Source organism: Pseudomonas sp. TMB3-21 (assembly GCF_054898145.1).
Genome location: NZ_CM142718.1, coordinates 4,587,112 through 4,601,142 on the forward strand (window position 1 = coordinate 4,587,112; position 14,031 = coordinate 4,601,142).

At 59.4% G+C, this 14,031-nt stretch carries 10 protein-coding genes and 1 pseudogene; 10 read left to right on the forward strand and 1 reads right to left on the reverse strand.

What is annotated here, in order from left to right; translation table 11 throughout:
* Positions 1-63: 63 nt before the first annotated feature.
* The 4 genes from metH (at position 64) to ACYZTS_RS20820 (ending at position 6,656) form a co-directional block, all read left to right on the forward strand.
* Complete coding sequence (gene metH, locus ACYZTS_RS20805; protein ID WP_461991752.1) at positions 64-3,774, forward strand: methionine synthase; 3,711 nt, start codon at positions 64-66, stop codon at positions 3,772-3,774.
* Positions 3,775-3,841: 67 nt separating this feature from the next.
* Positions 3,842-4,060, forward strand: coding sequence for a DUF2970 domain-containing protein (locus ACYZTS_RS20810; RefSeq protein ID WP_461991754.1), 219 nt, complete (start codon positions 3,842-3,844; stop codon positions 4,058-4,060).
* Positions 4,061-4,519: 459 nt separating this feature from the next.
* Positions 4,520-6,178 (forward strand): nitrite/sulfite reductase, encoded by a 1,659-nt coding sequence (locus ACYZTS_RS20815; RefSeq protein WP_461991756.1) that lies wholly within the window; start codon positions 4,520-4,522, stop codon positions 6,176-6,178.
* Positions 6,162-6,656 carry a DUF934 domain-containing protein gene (locus ACYZTS_RS20820; protein WP_028621364.1) on the forward strand — a complete coding sequence of 165 codons (495 nt, stop codon included), beginning with the start codon at positions 6,162-6,164 and terminating at the stop codon, positions 6,654-6,656. The genes ACYZTS_RS20815 and ACYZTS_RS20820 overlap by 17 nt, the downstream gene beginning before the upstream one ends.
* 68 nt (positions 6,657-6,724) lie before the next feature.
* On the opposite strand, the gene sohB is transcribed toward ACYZTS_RS20820, so the two are convergent.
* The gene (gene sohB / locus ACYZTS_RS20825) at positions 6,725-7,753 is read right to left on the reverse strand and encodes a protease SohB (protein WP_461991758.1); all 1,029 of its coding nucleotides are present in this window, start codon (positions 7,751-7,753) and stop codon (positions 6,725-6,727) included.
* A gap of 202 nt (positions 7,754-7,955) precedes the next feature.
* Here sohB and ACYZTS_RS20830 point away from each other — a divergent pair, with 202 nt between their 5' ends.
* The 6 genes and pseudogenes from ACYZTS_RS20830 (at position 7,956) to ACYZTS_RS20855 (ending at position 13,895) form a co-directional block, all read left to right on the forward strand.
* On the forward strand, positions 7,956-8,666 hold the full coding sequence (locus ACYZTS_RS20830; protein WP_461991760.1) for a histidine phosphatase family protein: 711 nt from the start codon (positions 7,956-7,958) through the stop codon (positions 8,664-8,666).
* A gap of 65 nt (positions 8,667-8,731) precedes the next feature.
* The gene (locus ACYZTS_RS20835; RefSeq protein WP_028621361.1) at positions 8,732-9,046 is read left to right on the forward strand and encodes an SCP2 sterol-binding domain-containing protein; all 315 of its coding nucleotides are present in this window, start codon (positions 8,732-8,734) and stop codon (positions 9,044-9,046) included.
* 300 nt (positions 9,047-9,346) lie between these two features.
* Positions 9,347-11,194, forward strand: coding sequence for an amidohydrolase (locus tag ACYZTS_RS20840; protein WP_461996499.1), 1,848 nt, complete (start codon positions 9,347-9,349; stop codon positions 11,192-11,194).
* A 133-nt stretch (positions 11,195-11,327) separates the two neighbouring features.
* Positions 11,328-12,191, forward strand: coding sequence for a LysR family transcriptional regulator (locus ACYZTS_RS20845; RefSeq protein ID WP_028621359.1), 864 nt, complete (start codon positions 11,328-11,330; stop codon positions 12,189-12,191).
* Positions 12,192-12,294: 103 nt separating this feature from the next.
* Positions 12,295-12,789: pseudogene (locus tag ACYZTS_RS20850) on the forward strand (SRPBCC family protein); the annotation flags it as partial.
* Positions 12,786-13,895 (forward strand): SMP-30/gluconolactonase/LRE family protein, encoded by a 1,110-nt coding sequence (locus ACYZTS_RS20855; protein ID WP_028621358.1) that lies wholly within the window; start codon positions 12,786-12,788, stop codon positions 13,893-13,895. The pseudogene ACYZTS_RS20850 and the gene ACYZTS_RS20855, both read left to right, overlap by 4 nt.
* The last annotated feature ends 136 nt before the right edge of the window (positions 13,896-14,031 follow it).

Genomic DNA, 14,031 nt, shown 5'->3' on the forward strand with positions numbered 1-14,031 from the left:
TCTAAAACCGCACAGGTTTGTTATGATCCCGCCCCTTCGTCATGGTCTTTCCGAGTAGTCCCAATGTCCGATCGCAGTGTTCGCCTTCAAGCTCTCAAGCACGCCCTCAAAAAGCGCATCCTGATTCTCGACGGCGGCATGGGTACGATGATCCAGAGCTACAAGCTTGAAGAGCAGGATTACCGTGGCAAACGCTTCGCTGACTGGCCGAGCGACGTCAAGGGCAACAACGACTTGCTGGTACTGACTCGCCCGGACGTGATTGGCGCGATCGAAAAAGCCTACCTGGATGCCGGCGCCGACATTCTCGAAACCAACACCTTCAACGCCACCCAGGTCTCCCTGGCCGATTACGGCATGCAGGGTCTCGCCTACGAGTTAAACGTAGAAGGCGCCCGCCTGGCGCGCAAGGTGGCCGACGCCAAGACCCTGGAAACCCCGGACAAGCCGCGCTTCGTTGCCGGCGTCATCGGGCCGACCAGTCGCACTTGCTCGCTGTCGCCGGACGTCAACAACCCCGGCTATCGCAACGTCACTTTCGATGAGCTGGTGGAGAACTACACCGAGGCCACCAAAGGCCTGATCGAAGGCGGCGCCGACCTGATTCTGATCGAAACCATTTTCGACACCTTGAACGCGAAAGCGGCGATCTTCGCCGTGCAGGGCGTGTTCGAAGAACTGGGCATCGAATTGCCGATCATGATTTCCGGAACCATCACCGATGCCTCCGGCCGGACCTTGTCGGGCCAGACCACCGAAGCCTTCTGGAACTCCGTGGCTCACGCCAAACCGATTTCGGTCGGTTTGAACTGCGCCCTCGGCGCCAGCGAGCTGCGCCCATACCTGGAAGAGCTGTCGAACAAGGCCAGCACCCACGTTTCCGCGCACCCTAACGCCGGCTTGCCGAACGAATTCGGCGAGTACGACGAATTGCCGTCGGAAACCGCCAAGGTCATCGAAGAATTCGCCCAAAGCGGCTTCCTCAATATCGTCGGCGGTTGCTGCGGCACCACCCCCGGCCACATTGAAGCAATCGCCAAAGCCGTGGCCGGTTATGCGCCGCGGGAAATCCCGGACATCCCCAAGGCCTGCCGCCTCTCCGGTCTGGAGCCGTTCACCATCGATCGCAGCTCGTTGTTCGTTAACGTCGGCGAGCGCACCAACATTACCGGTTCGGCGAAATTCGCCCGCCTGATCCGCGAAGACAATTACACCGAAGCCCTCGAAGTCGCGCTGCAGCAGGTCGAAGCCGGCGCGCAGATCATCGACATCAACATGGACGAAGGGATGCTCGATTCGAAGAAGGCCATGGTGACCTTCCTCAATCTGATCGCCGGTGAACCAGACATCTCCCGCGTGCCGATCATGATCGACTCCTCGAAATGGGAAGTGATCGAAGCCGGTCTCAAGTGCATTCAGGGCAAGGGGATCGTCAACTCGATCAGCATGAAAGAAGGTGTCGAACAGTTCATCCATCACGCCAAATTGTGCAAGCGTTACGGCGCCGCCGTGGTGGTGATGGCGTTCGACGAAGCCGGGCAGGCCGACACCGAGGCGCGCAAGAAAGAAATCTGCAAACGCTCCTATGACATTCTGGTCAACGAAGTCGGTTTCCCGCCGGAAGACATCATTTTCGACCCGAACATCTTCGCCGTGGCCACCGGCATCGAAGAACACAACAATTACGCCGTGGACTTCATCAACGCCTGTGCCTACATCCGCGATGAATTGCCGTATGCGCTGACCTCCGGTGGCGTGTCCAACGTATCGTTCTCGTTCCGTGGCAACAACCCGGTGCGCGAGGCGATTCACTCGGTATTCCTGCTGTACGCGATCCGCAACGGCCTGACCATGGGCATCGTCAACGCCGGCCAGCTGGAGATCTACGACCAGATCCCGGCGGAACTGCGCGATGCCGTTGAAGACGTGGTGCTCAATCGCACCCCAAACGGCACCGACGCCCTCCTCGCCATCGCCGACAAATACAAGGGAGATGGCAGCGTCAAGGAAGCCGAGACCGAAGAGTGGCGCAACTGGGAGGTCAACAAGCGCCTTGAGCATGCGCTGGTCAAAGGCATCACCACGCACATCGTCGAAGACACCGAGGAATCGCGCCAGTCGTTCGCTCGCCCGATCGAAGTGATCGAGGGCCCGCTGATGTCCGGCATGAATATCGTCGGCGACCTGTTCGGCGCCGGCAAAATGTTCCTGCCGCAAGTAGTCAAATCCGCCCGAGTGATGAAGCAGGCAGTGGCGCATTTGATCCCGTTCATCGAGCTGGAAAAAGGTGACAAGCCGGAAGCCAAGGGCAAGATCCTCATGGCCACGGTGAAAGGCGACGTACACGACATTGGCAAGAACATTGTTGGCGTGGTCCTGGGATGCAACGGCTACGACATCGTCGACCTTGGCGTGATGGTGCCGGCGGAGAAAATCCTCCAGGTGGCCAAGGAGCAGAAGTGCGACATCATCGGCCTGTCCGGGCTAATCACACCGTCGCTGGATGAAATGGTTCACGTGGCGCGCGAGATGCAGCGTCAGGATTTCCATCTGCCGTTGATGATCGGTGGCGCGACCACCTCCAAAGCGCACACGGCGGTGAAGATCGAGCCCAAGTACAGCAACGACGCAGTGATTTATGTCACCGATGCTTCCCGTGCCGTGGGCGTGGCGACGCAGTTGCTGTCGAAAGAATTGAAGGCAGGTTTCGTCGAAAAAACCCGCCTGGATTACATCGACGTACGTGAACGCACCGCCAACCGCAGCGCCCGCACCGAGCGTCTGAGCTACCCGGTGGCGATCGCCAAGAAACCGCAGTTCGACTGGAGCACTTACGCGCCGGTCAAACCGACATTTACCGGCTCGAAAGTGCTCGACAACATCGACCTGAAGGTTCTCGCTGAATACATCGACTGGACGCCATTCTTCATTTCCTGGGACCTGGCCGGCAAATTCCCGCGCATCCTGCAGGACGAAGTGGTCGGTGAAGCCGCCACCGCGCTGTACGCCGACGCGCAGGAAATGCTCGCCAAACTGATTGACGAGAAGTTAATCAGCGCCCGCGCGGTGTTCGGTTTCTGGCCGGCCAACCAAGTGCGCGACGACGATATCGAAGTGTATGGCGACGACGGTAAGCCGCTCGCCAAGCTGCACCATTTGCGTCAACAGATCATCAAGACTGACGGCAAGCCCAACTTCTCTCTGGCCGATTTCGTGGCACCGAAAGACAGCGAAATCACCGACTACGTTGGCGGCTTCATCACCACCGCCGGTATCGGCGCAGAAGAAGTGGCCAAGGCTTATCAGGACGCTGGCGACGATTACAACTCGATCATGGTCAAGGCCCTCGCCGACCGGTTGGCCGAAGCGTGCGCCGAGTGGCTGCACCAGCAGGTGCGCAAGGATTACTGGGGTTACGCCAAGGATGAAACGCTCGATAACGAAGCGCTGATCAAGGAGCAATACACCGGCATCCGCCCTGCCCCGGGCTACCCCGCGTGCCCGGATCACACCGAGAAGTCGACGCTGTTTGCCTTGCTCGACCCTGAGGCGAGCGAAATGAAAGCCGGCCGCAGCGGCGTGTTCCTCACCGAGCATTACGCGATGTTCCCGGCGGCGGCGGTCAGTGGCTGGTACTTCGCGCACCCGCAGGCGCAATATTTCGCCGTGGGCAAAATCGACAAGGACCAGGTGCAGAGTTACACCTCGCGCAAAAGCCAGGAGCTGAGCGTTACCGAGCGCTGGCTGGCGCCGAACCTGGGTTACGACAACTAAGCCCTTATTCGCCGGCCTTGCTGCGGTTGTCTATGCTTGCTGTTCACCACTCAGTGACGAGGGATGTATGGACGATCCGGCCAACCACAAACCGCCTACCCTGTGGCAAATGGTGCACAGCGTGCTGGCGGCGGCGCTCGGGGTGCAAAGCGGAAAAAATCGCGAGCGGGATTTCACTCATGGCAAGCCTATCCACTTTGTCATCCTGGGGGTGCTGTTCACGGCCATATTTGCGGTGACACTGTTCGGCGTGGTGAAGCTGATTCTGCATCTGGCAGGAATTTAGATTTAACCCAGCCCGGCGGCGACCTCATGGCCGTCGCCCGGATGCTGTCGTTTATTGATGACTGACCCAGAATACCGCCGTGCCCACCACCAGAATGATCAAAAACAATATGGCCCAGGCATCGACCTTACTGTCAGATTTTGTAGCTTTGATAGGGTTGCTCATTGCATCGCCTCTTGTCGGTTTTATCGGTGATTGCATAAAGACTCGACCACAGTAAAGACGAGGTTTGCCCGCATCACAAATGTGGGTTTAGCAACATTGAATATCGTTAGTTCTTTTGGTTCTTTACATATATTCAAACATCACTTTTGCGCATAACTCCAAACTGGTATCTTGCCCCGGCTCCGTAGGGAGTGCGCGGCCGTGCGCGCAGAATTGCCGAGGCAGTATCGGAAACTTCAGCAAGCGAAAAACGCCACTGGATCCGACCGGCCCAAGCCTGAGAACAGGACTTATATGTACGTATACGACGAGTACGATCAGCGGATCATCGAGGACCGCGTCAAGCAGTTCCGTGATCAGACCCGACGCTATCTGGCAGGCGAGCTGAGCGAAGAAGAATTCCGCCCTCTGCGCCTGCAAAACGGGCTTTATATCCAGCGTTTCGCGCCGATGTTGCGCGTGGCGGTGCCCTACGGCCAACTGACTTCGCGACAGACGCGAATGATGGCCAAGGTTGCCCGCGACTACGACAAGGGGTACGCCCACATCAGTACCCGGCAGAACGTGCAGTTCAACTGGCCGGCATTGGAAGATATTCCGGACATCCTCGCTGAACTGGCGACTGTGCAGATGCACGCGATCCAGACCAGCGGCAACTGCCTGCGCAACGTGACCACCGACCAATTCGCGGGTGTCGCCGCCGACGAACTGATCGACCCGCGCCCCTGGTGCGAGATTGTCCGCCAGTGGACCACGTTCCACCCGGAATTTGCCTACCTTCCGCGCAAGTTCAAGATTGCCGTCAACGGTTCGACCTCCGACCGTGCCGCCATCGAAGTCCATGACATCGGTCTCGAGCCGGTGCACAACGCCGCTGGCGAACTGGGTTTCCGTGTGCTGGTGGGTGGCGGTCTCGGCCGTACGCCGGTGGTGGGCGCGTTCATCAATGAATTCCTGCCGTGGCAAGACCTGTTGAGCTACCTCGACGCCATCCTGCGTGTTTACAACCGTTATGGCCGTCGCGACAACAAGTACAAGGCGCGGATCAAGATTCTGGTCAAAGCCCTCACGCCTGAAGTGTTCGCACAGAAAGTCGACGCGGAAATGGAACACCTGCGCGGTGGCCAGACCACATTGACCGAAGCCGAAGTGCAGCGCGTTGCCAAGCACTTCGTCGACCCGGACTACAAGGCGCTGGACAGCCAGGACGCACAGCTCGCTGAACTCGATCAGCAGCATCCGGGTTTTGCCCGCTGGCGCAGCCGCAACACTCTCGCGCACAAGAAGCCGGGTTATGTGGCCGTAACCCTGTCGCTGAAGCCGACCGGGGTTGCCCCAGGTGACATCACCGACAAGCAACTCGACGCCGTGGCCGACCTGGCAGACCGCTACTCATTCGGCCAACTGCGCACCTCCCATGAACAGAACATCATTCTGGCCGACGTCGAGCAGAGCCAGTTGTTCGCCATGTGGGGCGAGTTGCGCGAGCAAGGTTTTGCCACGCCGAACATCGGCTTGCTGACCGATATCATCTGCTGCCCGGGTGGCGATTTCTGCTCGCTGGCCAACGCCAAATCGATCCCGATCGCCGAATCCATCCAGCGCCGTTTCGACAATCTGGACTACCTGTTCGACATTGGCGAGCTGGACCTGAACATCTCCGGTTGCATGAACGCCTGCGGTCATCACCACGTCGGCCACATCGGTATTCTCGGTGTCGACAAAAAAGGCGAAGAGTTCTACCAGGTGTCCCTCGGCGGCAGTGCCAGCCGTGATGCAAGCCTGGGCAAGATCCTCGGCCCGTCCTTCGCCCAGGAAGCCATGCCTGACGTGATCGAGAAGCTGATCAACGTGTACGTCGAACAACGTACTGAAGACGAGCGCTTCATCGACACTTATCAGCGTATTGGCATCGACCTCTTCAAGGAGCGCGTCTATGCAGCGAATCATTAAGAACAACGAAGTCGTCGACGAAACCTGGCACCTGCTGCCGAAAGATTTCAACATCGACGAAATCACCAACTGCGACGATTACATCGTTCCGCTGCAGCTGTGGCGCGAACACAGCCGCATGCTCAAGGCCCGTGATGGCGGCCTGGGTGTATGGCTGGACGCTGACGAAGAAGCGGAAGAAATCGGTGACGAAGTCAATGAGTTCAAGGTTATCGCCTTGAATTTTCCGGCGTTCACCGACGGCCGCAACTACTCCAATGCTCGGCTGCTGCGCGACCGTTACGGTTTTACGGGCGAGCTACGGGCCATCGGCGATGTGCTGCGTGATCAGTTGTTCTATCTGCGTCGATGCGGCTTCGATGCGTTTGCCATTCGTCCAGACAAAGATCCGTACGAGGCGCTCGAAGGCCTCAAGGACTTCTCGGTGACTTATCAGGCTGCCACGGACGAACCGTTGCCACTGTTCCGTCGCCGTTAATCGCTGCCCATGAAAAAGCCCTGAACCGGACATCCGGCTCAGGGCTTTTTTGTATCAGCTTGCCAGGCTTACCAGAAGCGTTGCTGGGTCAAGCGGCTCCACCAGGTCAATAGCACGCGATCAACCGAACCACTGGCCGCCATGCCGATGCGCTCTTGCAAGCTTTTGCGTTCGGCATAGTGCAAGTGGAAGAGCTCGGCTGTCTTCGCCCGTTCGGCGAGGTATTCGTCGCTGGTCTTGAGTTCGTCCACCAACTGGCGGTTCAACGCAGCAATGCCGAGCCAGATTTCGCCGGTGGCCACTTCATCGATCGCCAGTTGCGGGCGATAACGTGCGACGAAGTTTTTGAACAGTTCGTGAGTGACGTCGAGGTCTTCCTGAAACTTCTCGCGCCCCTTCTCGGTGTTTTCGCCGAACACGGTCAACGTGCGCTTGTACTCGCCGGCGGTCAGCACTTCGAAATCGATGTCGTGCTTCTTCAGCAGTCGATTGACGTTGGGCAGCTGCGCGACCACGCCGATCGAGCCAAGAATCGCGAACGGGGCACTGATAATCTTCTCGCCGATGCACGCCATCATGTAGCCGCCGCTGGCCGCGACCTTGTCGATGCACACGGTCAACGGGACGCCGGCGTCACGGATGCGCGCCAGTTGCGACGAGGCCAGGCCATAGCTGTGGACCATGCCGCCGCCGCTTTCCAGACGCAGCACCACTTCGTCCTTGGGAGTGGCAAGGGTCAGCAGTGCGGTGATTTCGTGACGCAGGCTTTCAGTCGCCGAGGCCTTGATGTCGCCGTCGAAATCCAGCACGAATACCCGCGCCTTGGCCTTGGCGTCGGGCTTCTTCTTGTGTTTCTTCTCGGATTTGACTTCGGATTTGCGCAGCGCCTTCAACTGATCCTTGTCGAGCAAGGTCTGCTCCAGGCGCTCGCGCAAACCTTTGTAGAAATCATTGAGCTTGCTGACCTGCAACTGGCCACTGGATTTGCGCCGGCCTTTGCTGCGCAACGCGGCAAAACTGGCCAGGACTACCAGAATCGCAATCACCAATGTCACCGTCTTCGCCAGGAAGATGGCGTACTCGGACAAAAACTCCACAGGGACTCCTTCACTACAATGCGCAACACAAACTGCGCGGGATGACGCCAGCATACCCATGCGCCGCGTTGGCGACCAGCTGGGAAACCTCTGGCAACAGAGCTGTAACAGGCATTTCAAACAAGCGTATGTTTTTTAATTGACAGCTCACCGCCATCCTCATAACCTCGCCAAACCTTCAACGTACCGGGATGACGCGGACGTGGGCAGCATCTATCTGATTCGACATGGCCAGGCCTCCTTTGGTGCAGACGACTATGACGTTCTGTCGCCGACCGGTATCCGCCAGGCAGAAATCCTTGGCCAGCACCTCGCGGGCCTCGGCATCAGCTTCGACCGCTGCCTTGCCGGCGACCTGCGCCGCCAGCAACACACGGCCAACAGCGCACTGGAACAATACGCTGCCGTCGGCATTGCGGTGCCGACCCTGGAAACCGATCCCGCCTTCAACGAATTCGACGCCGACGCGGTGATCCGCGCGCTGCTGCCGGCCATGCTGGACGATGAACCCGAAGCCCTCGACATCTTGCGCAATGCCGCGCAGAACCGCGCCGAGTTCCAGCGTATCTTCGCCTTGATCATCGAACGCTGGCTCGCCGGTACGTATGACACGCCTGGCCTGGAAAGCTGGCTGGGGTTTGTCGAGCGGGTTCAGGGTGGCCTTCATCGTATCCTCGAGCAGGCCAACAGTACGCAGAAAATCGCGGTGTTCACGTCCGGCGGTACCATCACTGCCCTGCTCCACCTCATCACGCAAATGCCTGCCAGACAGGCTTTTGAATTGAACTGGCAAATCGTCAACACCTCGCTCAACCAACTGAAATTTCGTGGTCGTGAGGTGTCCCTGGCTTCCTTCAACAGTTACGCGCACCTGCAACTGCTGAAGGCCCCGGACCTCATCACTTTTCGCTGAGGCCGGACTATTGTGACCCTGGCTGTAATCACCCAGCTGTAATTCCCAAACAAAAGGATCGAACCATGACCTCCGTAGCTGACGCTGTACAAGCAATGAAAGCCAAGTTCAACCCAGCGGCCGCTGCCGGCCTGGACCTGGTCTTCGGTTTCCGCATCGACGAAACCAAAAACTTCTCGCTGATCGTCAAGGACAGCACCTGCGAGCTGCAAGAAGGCGAAAACCCGGACGCACAGGTCACCCTGGTGATGGACGGCGAAACCCTGCAAGGCATCGTCAGCGGCGAGACCGATGGCATGCAAGCGTTCATGGGCGGCAAATTGCGCGCTGAAGGCGACATGATGTTGGCCATGAAATTGTCCGAGCTGTTCCCGGCGTAAGCACGTCGCGCCCTTTCCAGGGCGCACGTCTGGCTGCAAACGAATCCCGCCCCTTGAGGCGGGATTCGTCGTTTCGAGGTTGCGAAAAAGGCCCTTTGCGATTTTGCGGACTATATTTCCTTTGGCCGCAGGCGTCAGTCATCGGCATTCCATCCCTTATTTTGGAACGACTGAACGGAGTGCATTGCCATGAGCGCACCTGACGATCACGATGGATTCAACCGCCGCCGTGTACTGCAAGGCCTCTCGGCAGGCGCCGTCGGTGCCTGGATCAGCCCGCTGTTCGCAGGGAGTAAAACCATGCCCGATGCCCCCGCCGACCTCATTCTCTACAACGGCCGCCTGCACACTGTTGACCGCAAGAAACCCCAGGCCAGTGCGGTGGCGATCAAGGACGGACGTTTTGTCGTGGTCGGCAGCGACGCTCAGGCCATGGCGCTGCAGGGGCCCGGCACACAAATCATCGATCTGCATGGCCGCACGGTGATTCCCGGCCTCAATGACTCGCACTTGCACCTGATCCGAGGGGGACTGAACTATAACCTCGAACTGCGCTGGGAAGGCGTGCCGTCACTGGTCGACGCGTTGCGCCTGCTCAAGGAACAGGCCGATCGCACGCCCACGCCGCAATGGGTGCGGGTGGTCGGTGGCTGGAACGAATTCCAGTTTGCCGAGAAACGTCTGCCGACGCTGGACGAACTGAATAAAGCCGCGCCGGATACACCGGTTTTTGTGCTGCACCTCTATGACCGTGCCCTGCTCAACCGCGCGGCGCTGAAAGTCGTGGGTTATACCCGCGACACGCCGAACCCGCCGGGCGGCGAGATTCAGCGCGACGCCAATGGCGACCCGACCGGCATGCTGATCGCCCGGCCCAACGCGATGATTCTGTATTCGACCCTGGCCAAGGGGCCGAAACTGCCGCCGGAATACCAGGTCAATTCAACTCGCCAGTTCATGCGCGAACTCAATCGCCTCGGCGTCACCAGCGCCATTGATGCTGGCGGCGGCTACCAGAATTATCCGGACGATTATCAGGTCATCCAGCAATTGGCCCGCGATCAGCAGCTCACGGTGCGCATCGCCTACAACCTGTTCACGCAAAAGCCCAAAGAAGAACTGACCGATTTCAAGAACTGGACCAGCACCTCGCAGTACGGCCAGGGTGACGATTTTCTGCGGCACAACGGCGCCGGGGAAATGCTGGTGTTTTCGGCTGCGGATTTCGAAGATTTCCTCGAACCCCGGCCCGACCTGCCGGCCACCATGGAACAGGATCTGGAGCCGGTGGTGCGCCACCTCGTTGAGCAACGCTGGCCGTTTCGGTTGCACGCGACCTACAACGAATCCATCAGCCGCATGCTCGATGTGTTCGAGAAGGTCAATCGCGACATTCCGTTCAACGGCTTGCCGTGGTTTTTTGACCATGCCGAAACCATCACACCGCAAAATATCGAACGGGTGAAAGCCTTGGGCGGCGGCATTGCGATCCAGGACCGGATGGCTTTCCAGGGTGAATATTTCGTCGACCGTTATGGCGCCAAGGCCGCCGAACACACGCCGCCGATTGCGCGCATGCTCGCCGAAGGTGTGCCCGTCGGCGCCGGCACTGACGCCACGCGGGTGTCCAGCTACAACCCGTGGACATCGCTGTACTGGCTGGTCAGCGGCCGCACGGTCGGCGGTCTTGAGTTGTACCCGCAAAGGTTGAGCCGCGATACGGCGCTGGAGTTGTTCACCCATGGCAGCGCCTGGTTCTCGTCAGAGCAAGGCAAGAAAGGCCAGATCAAGGTCGGTCAACTGGCGGACTTGATTGCGCTGTCCGCCGATTATTTCCACATTGAAGACGAGGCAGTGAAATGGATCGAATCCGTACTGACAATCGTCGATGGCAAGATCGTCTATGGCACCGCCGAATTCGAGAAGCTCGGACCGCCAGCCATTCCCGTCGTACCTGAATGGTCGCCTGTGACCAAGGTGCCGGGGCACTGGAAAAATCTGACGCCGCTGACCGCGCAAGTGCATCAATGCGTCGGCGCCTGTGCGGTACACGCGCACAACCATGAACGGGCGCGATTGTCGTCCGCACCGGTGAGTGATTTCCGCGCGTTCTGGGGCGCATTCGGCTGTTCCTGTTTCGCCTTTTGATCGGGCTTTTGTAGCAGCTGGCGCAGCCTGCGTCCGATCGCGGCCTGGCCAAGGCCGAGCCTGACGCAGGCTGCGCAGCTGCTACAAGGTACGTATGCGATTACAATGGCGCACCTCTCGCACCGGCTGCCCCATGGACATCGACCTCGCCCGCACTTTTCTCGAAATCGTTCGCCACGGCAGCCTCGCTGCCGCTGCCGAAAAACTCCATGTCACCCAGACTGCGATCACGGCGCGGGTGCAAAAACTCGAGAGCCAGCTCGGCAGCACACTGTTTGTGCGCAACCGTGCCGGTGCACGCCTGACGCCCAACGGTGAAGCGTTTGTGGTGTACGCCAATCAATTGGTGGAAACCTGGGAGGCGGCGCGCCGGGACTTGCCTTTGCCAGAGGGATACCACGATGTGCTGCACATCGGTGGCGAGGTGAGTTTGTGCAATCCACTGATGCTCAGCTGGGCCGGCGAGTTACGCGAGAAAATTCCCGGGCATGCCCTGCGCATGGAAATTCGTGATGGCGAAAACCTGCTGCGCCAGCTGGAACTGGGCGTGCTTGATGCAGCACTGGTTTATCAACCGGAATACTGGCCGCGCCTGCAAGTCGAGCAGGTATTGGAAGAAAAGCTGATCCTGGTGCGTCTTGCGGGGAATCCCGAGCCCTACGTATACATCGATTGGGGCCCGGACTTTCGTCGTCAGCACGATGCCGCACTGCCGGAAAAAGCCAAGGCCGCGCTGAGTTTCAACCTCGGCCCGCTGGCCCTGCAGTACATTCTGGAGAACGGCGGCAGCGGCTATTTTCGTACGCGAGTGGTCCAGAGTTACCTTGAAAGCGGCGTGCTGGAGCCGGTACCTAAAGCTCCGGAATTCAGTTACCCGACCTATCTCGTCTACTCCCGCGATCGTGACTCGGCCACCCTGCAGCGAGCGTTTGACCTGCTGCGCGAAGTGATCAAATCCGACGATGACTGGTCGCAGCGCTGGAACCCGCTCACCTGATTTCGATTTGCACCGGATCATGGCGTTTGTGACACCCAGGTAAACCCCGCATGGACACGCGCAATCAGCTACTCTGCTGGCACGGCGACACCACGGATCGTGGCCGACCCATCTGCACCCGACGAGAACGCCCATGACCCGCATGCAGCATCAGATCGACATTGCCGGCAACCCGGTTGACGTGCTCGCCTATGCCAGCACCGTAACTCGCTGGCCTGAGTGGCACCCCTCGTCTCTCAACATTGACGGTCCGGCTGGCGCCCTGCATGCCGGCGCGCGGTTCGAGGAAGACATCCGCGCCGGTGGCCGCGACGGGCATTTGCGCTGGAGGGTTGATGAGTACCTGCCTGGCCTGCGCTGGTGCGCGCGCGCCGAGGGCGACAACGGGTTGTCTTTGAAGCTGATCTACGAATGTGCGGCCGAGGGCGAAGGCACCCGGTTCACTCGCACGCTGGACTATCAGTTCAGCGGTCTGGCGCTGCGTATTGCCAATCTACTGTTGCTCAAGCGTCGCATCGATCACGAATCGGCTGCGTCGATGGAGGCGTTGCGGGTGATGTCACACCGTTACCTGGCAGCGAAAGGAGCCCTGACGTGAGCCGGTCTTTCCGGTTTCGTCACGGCGTGCTGGCTATCCTGGTGGCGGGTGGCGCCTTTTTGCTGTTGATGCCGACCAAAGTGCAACCGGTGGCCTGGTCACCGGCGCCGGCGCCCTCGCTGACCAGCGGCCTCTATGCTGACAATGAGCATTTAAAAAATATCGAATCTGTGGGCGCCGACAGCATCGACGGCCCAGAGGCCTTGTTGCTGGAGGAAAACGTGCTGATTACCGGCCTGCATGACGGCCGCATATTGCGCACCAGTCTCGACGGCAACACCACCAGCGTGTTGGCCGATACCGGTGGAAGGCCGCTGGGCCTGGCGCGCCATCCCAGCGGTTTGCTGGTGATCGCCGACGGCATCAAGGGTTTGCTGTCGCTGGACTCGCAGGGTCAGGTGGTTGCCTTGAGCACCGAAGCAAATGGTGTGCCGTTCGGCTTCACCGACGATGTGGTGATCGACGACTCCGGGCACTTTGCATACTTCAGCGATGCGTCCAGCCGCTTTGGTTATGGCCATGACGGCGAGGCCATCATTGAGCACGGCGGCGATGGTCGTTTGCTGCGCTATGACTTCCAGACCGGCAAGACCGAGCTGCTGCTGGATAAACTGGAGTTTGCCAACGGAGTCGCGCTGGGTCCCGACGAGGCTTTTGTGCTGGTCAACGAAACCGGCGCCTATCGCATCAGCCGTTACTGGCTGACCGGCCCGCAGGCCGGCACCCGCGATGTGTTCATCGATAACCTGCCGGGGTTGCCGGACAACCTCTCATACAACGGCAAAGACCGTTTCTGGGTGGCGCTGTACTCACCGCGTAGTGCCCTGCTCGACGCCACGGCGCAGCACCCGGTGCTGCGCAAGATCATCGTGCGAGCGCTGACCGTGTTACCGACGCCGGTGGAGAAACGTGCATTTGTTCTGGGACTGGACCTTGAGGGCAAGGTGATCGCCAACTTGCAGGACGCCAGCGACGGTAATTACTCGCCGATCACCACGGTACGCGAGTATGGCGACTGGCTGTATTTCGGCTCGCTGAAAGCTTCACACATGGCGAGATTGCCGCTGAGTACGGCGCTGCAAAAACCTTTGAATGCGCTGAACTGAATGACCTGCCCCCTTGTAGCAGCTGGCGCAGCCTGCGTCCGGCCGTACCGCGATCGGACGCCGTACTCGTAAATTCTATCAATGGAGTTCACGTTACGACCGCGTCGCATGATTGACCACTGCTGCGCAGCCGAAC

Bases quoted from the DNA above. Each gene is read 5' to 3' on its own strand.
- metH (WP_461991752.1), top strand. From the start codon at position 64: ATGTCCGATCGCAGTGTTCGCCTTCAAGCTCTCAAGCACGCCCTCAAA.
- ACYZTS_RS20810 (WP_461991754.1), top strand. From the start codon at position 3,842: ATGGACGATCCGGCCAACCACAAACCGCCTACCCTGTGGCAAATGGTG.
- ACYZTS_RS20815 (WP_461991756.1), top strand. From the start codon at position 4,520: ATGTACGTATACGACGAGTACGATCAGCGGATCATCGAGGACCGCGTC.
- ACYZTS_RS20820 (WP_028621364.1), top strand. From the start codon at position 6,162: ATGCAGCGAATCATTAAGAACAACGAAGTCGTCGACGAAACCTGGCAC.
- ACYZTS_RS20835 (WP_028621361.1), top strand. From the start codon at position 8,732: ATGACCTCCGTAGCTGACGCTGTACAAGCAATGAAAGCCAAGTTCAAC.
- ACYZTS_RS20840 (WP_461996499.1), top strand. From the start codon at position 9,347: ATGCCCGATGCCCCCGCCGACCTCATTCTCTACAACGGCCGCCTGCAC.
- ACYZTS_RS20845 (WP_028621359.1), top strand. From the start codon at position 11,328: ATGGACATCGACCTCGCCCGCACTTTTCTCGAAATCGTTCGCCACGGC.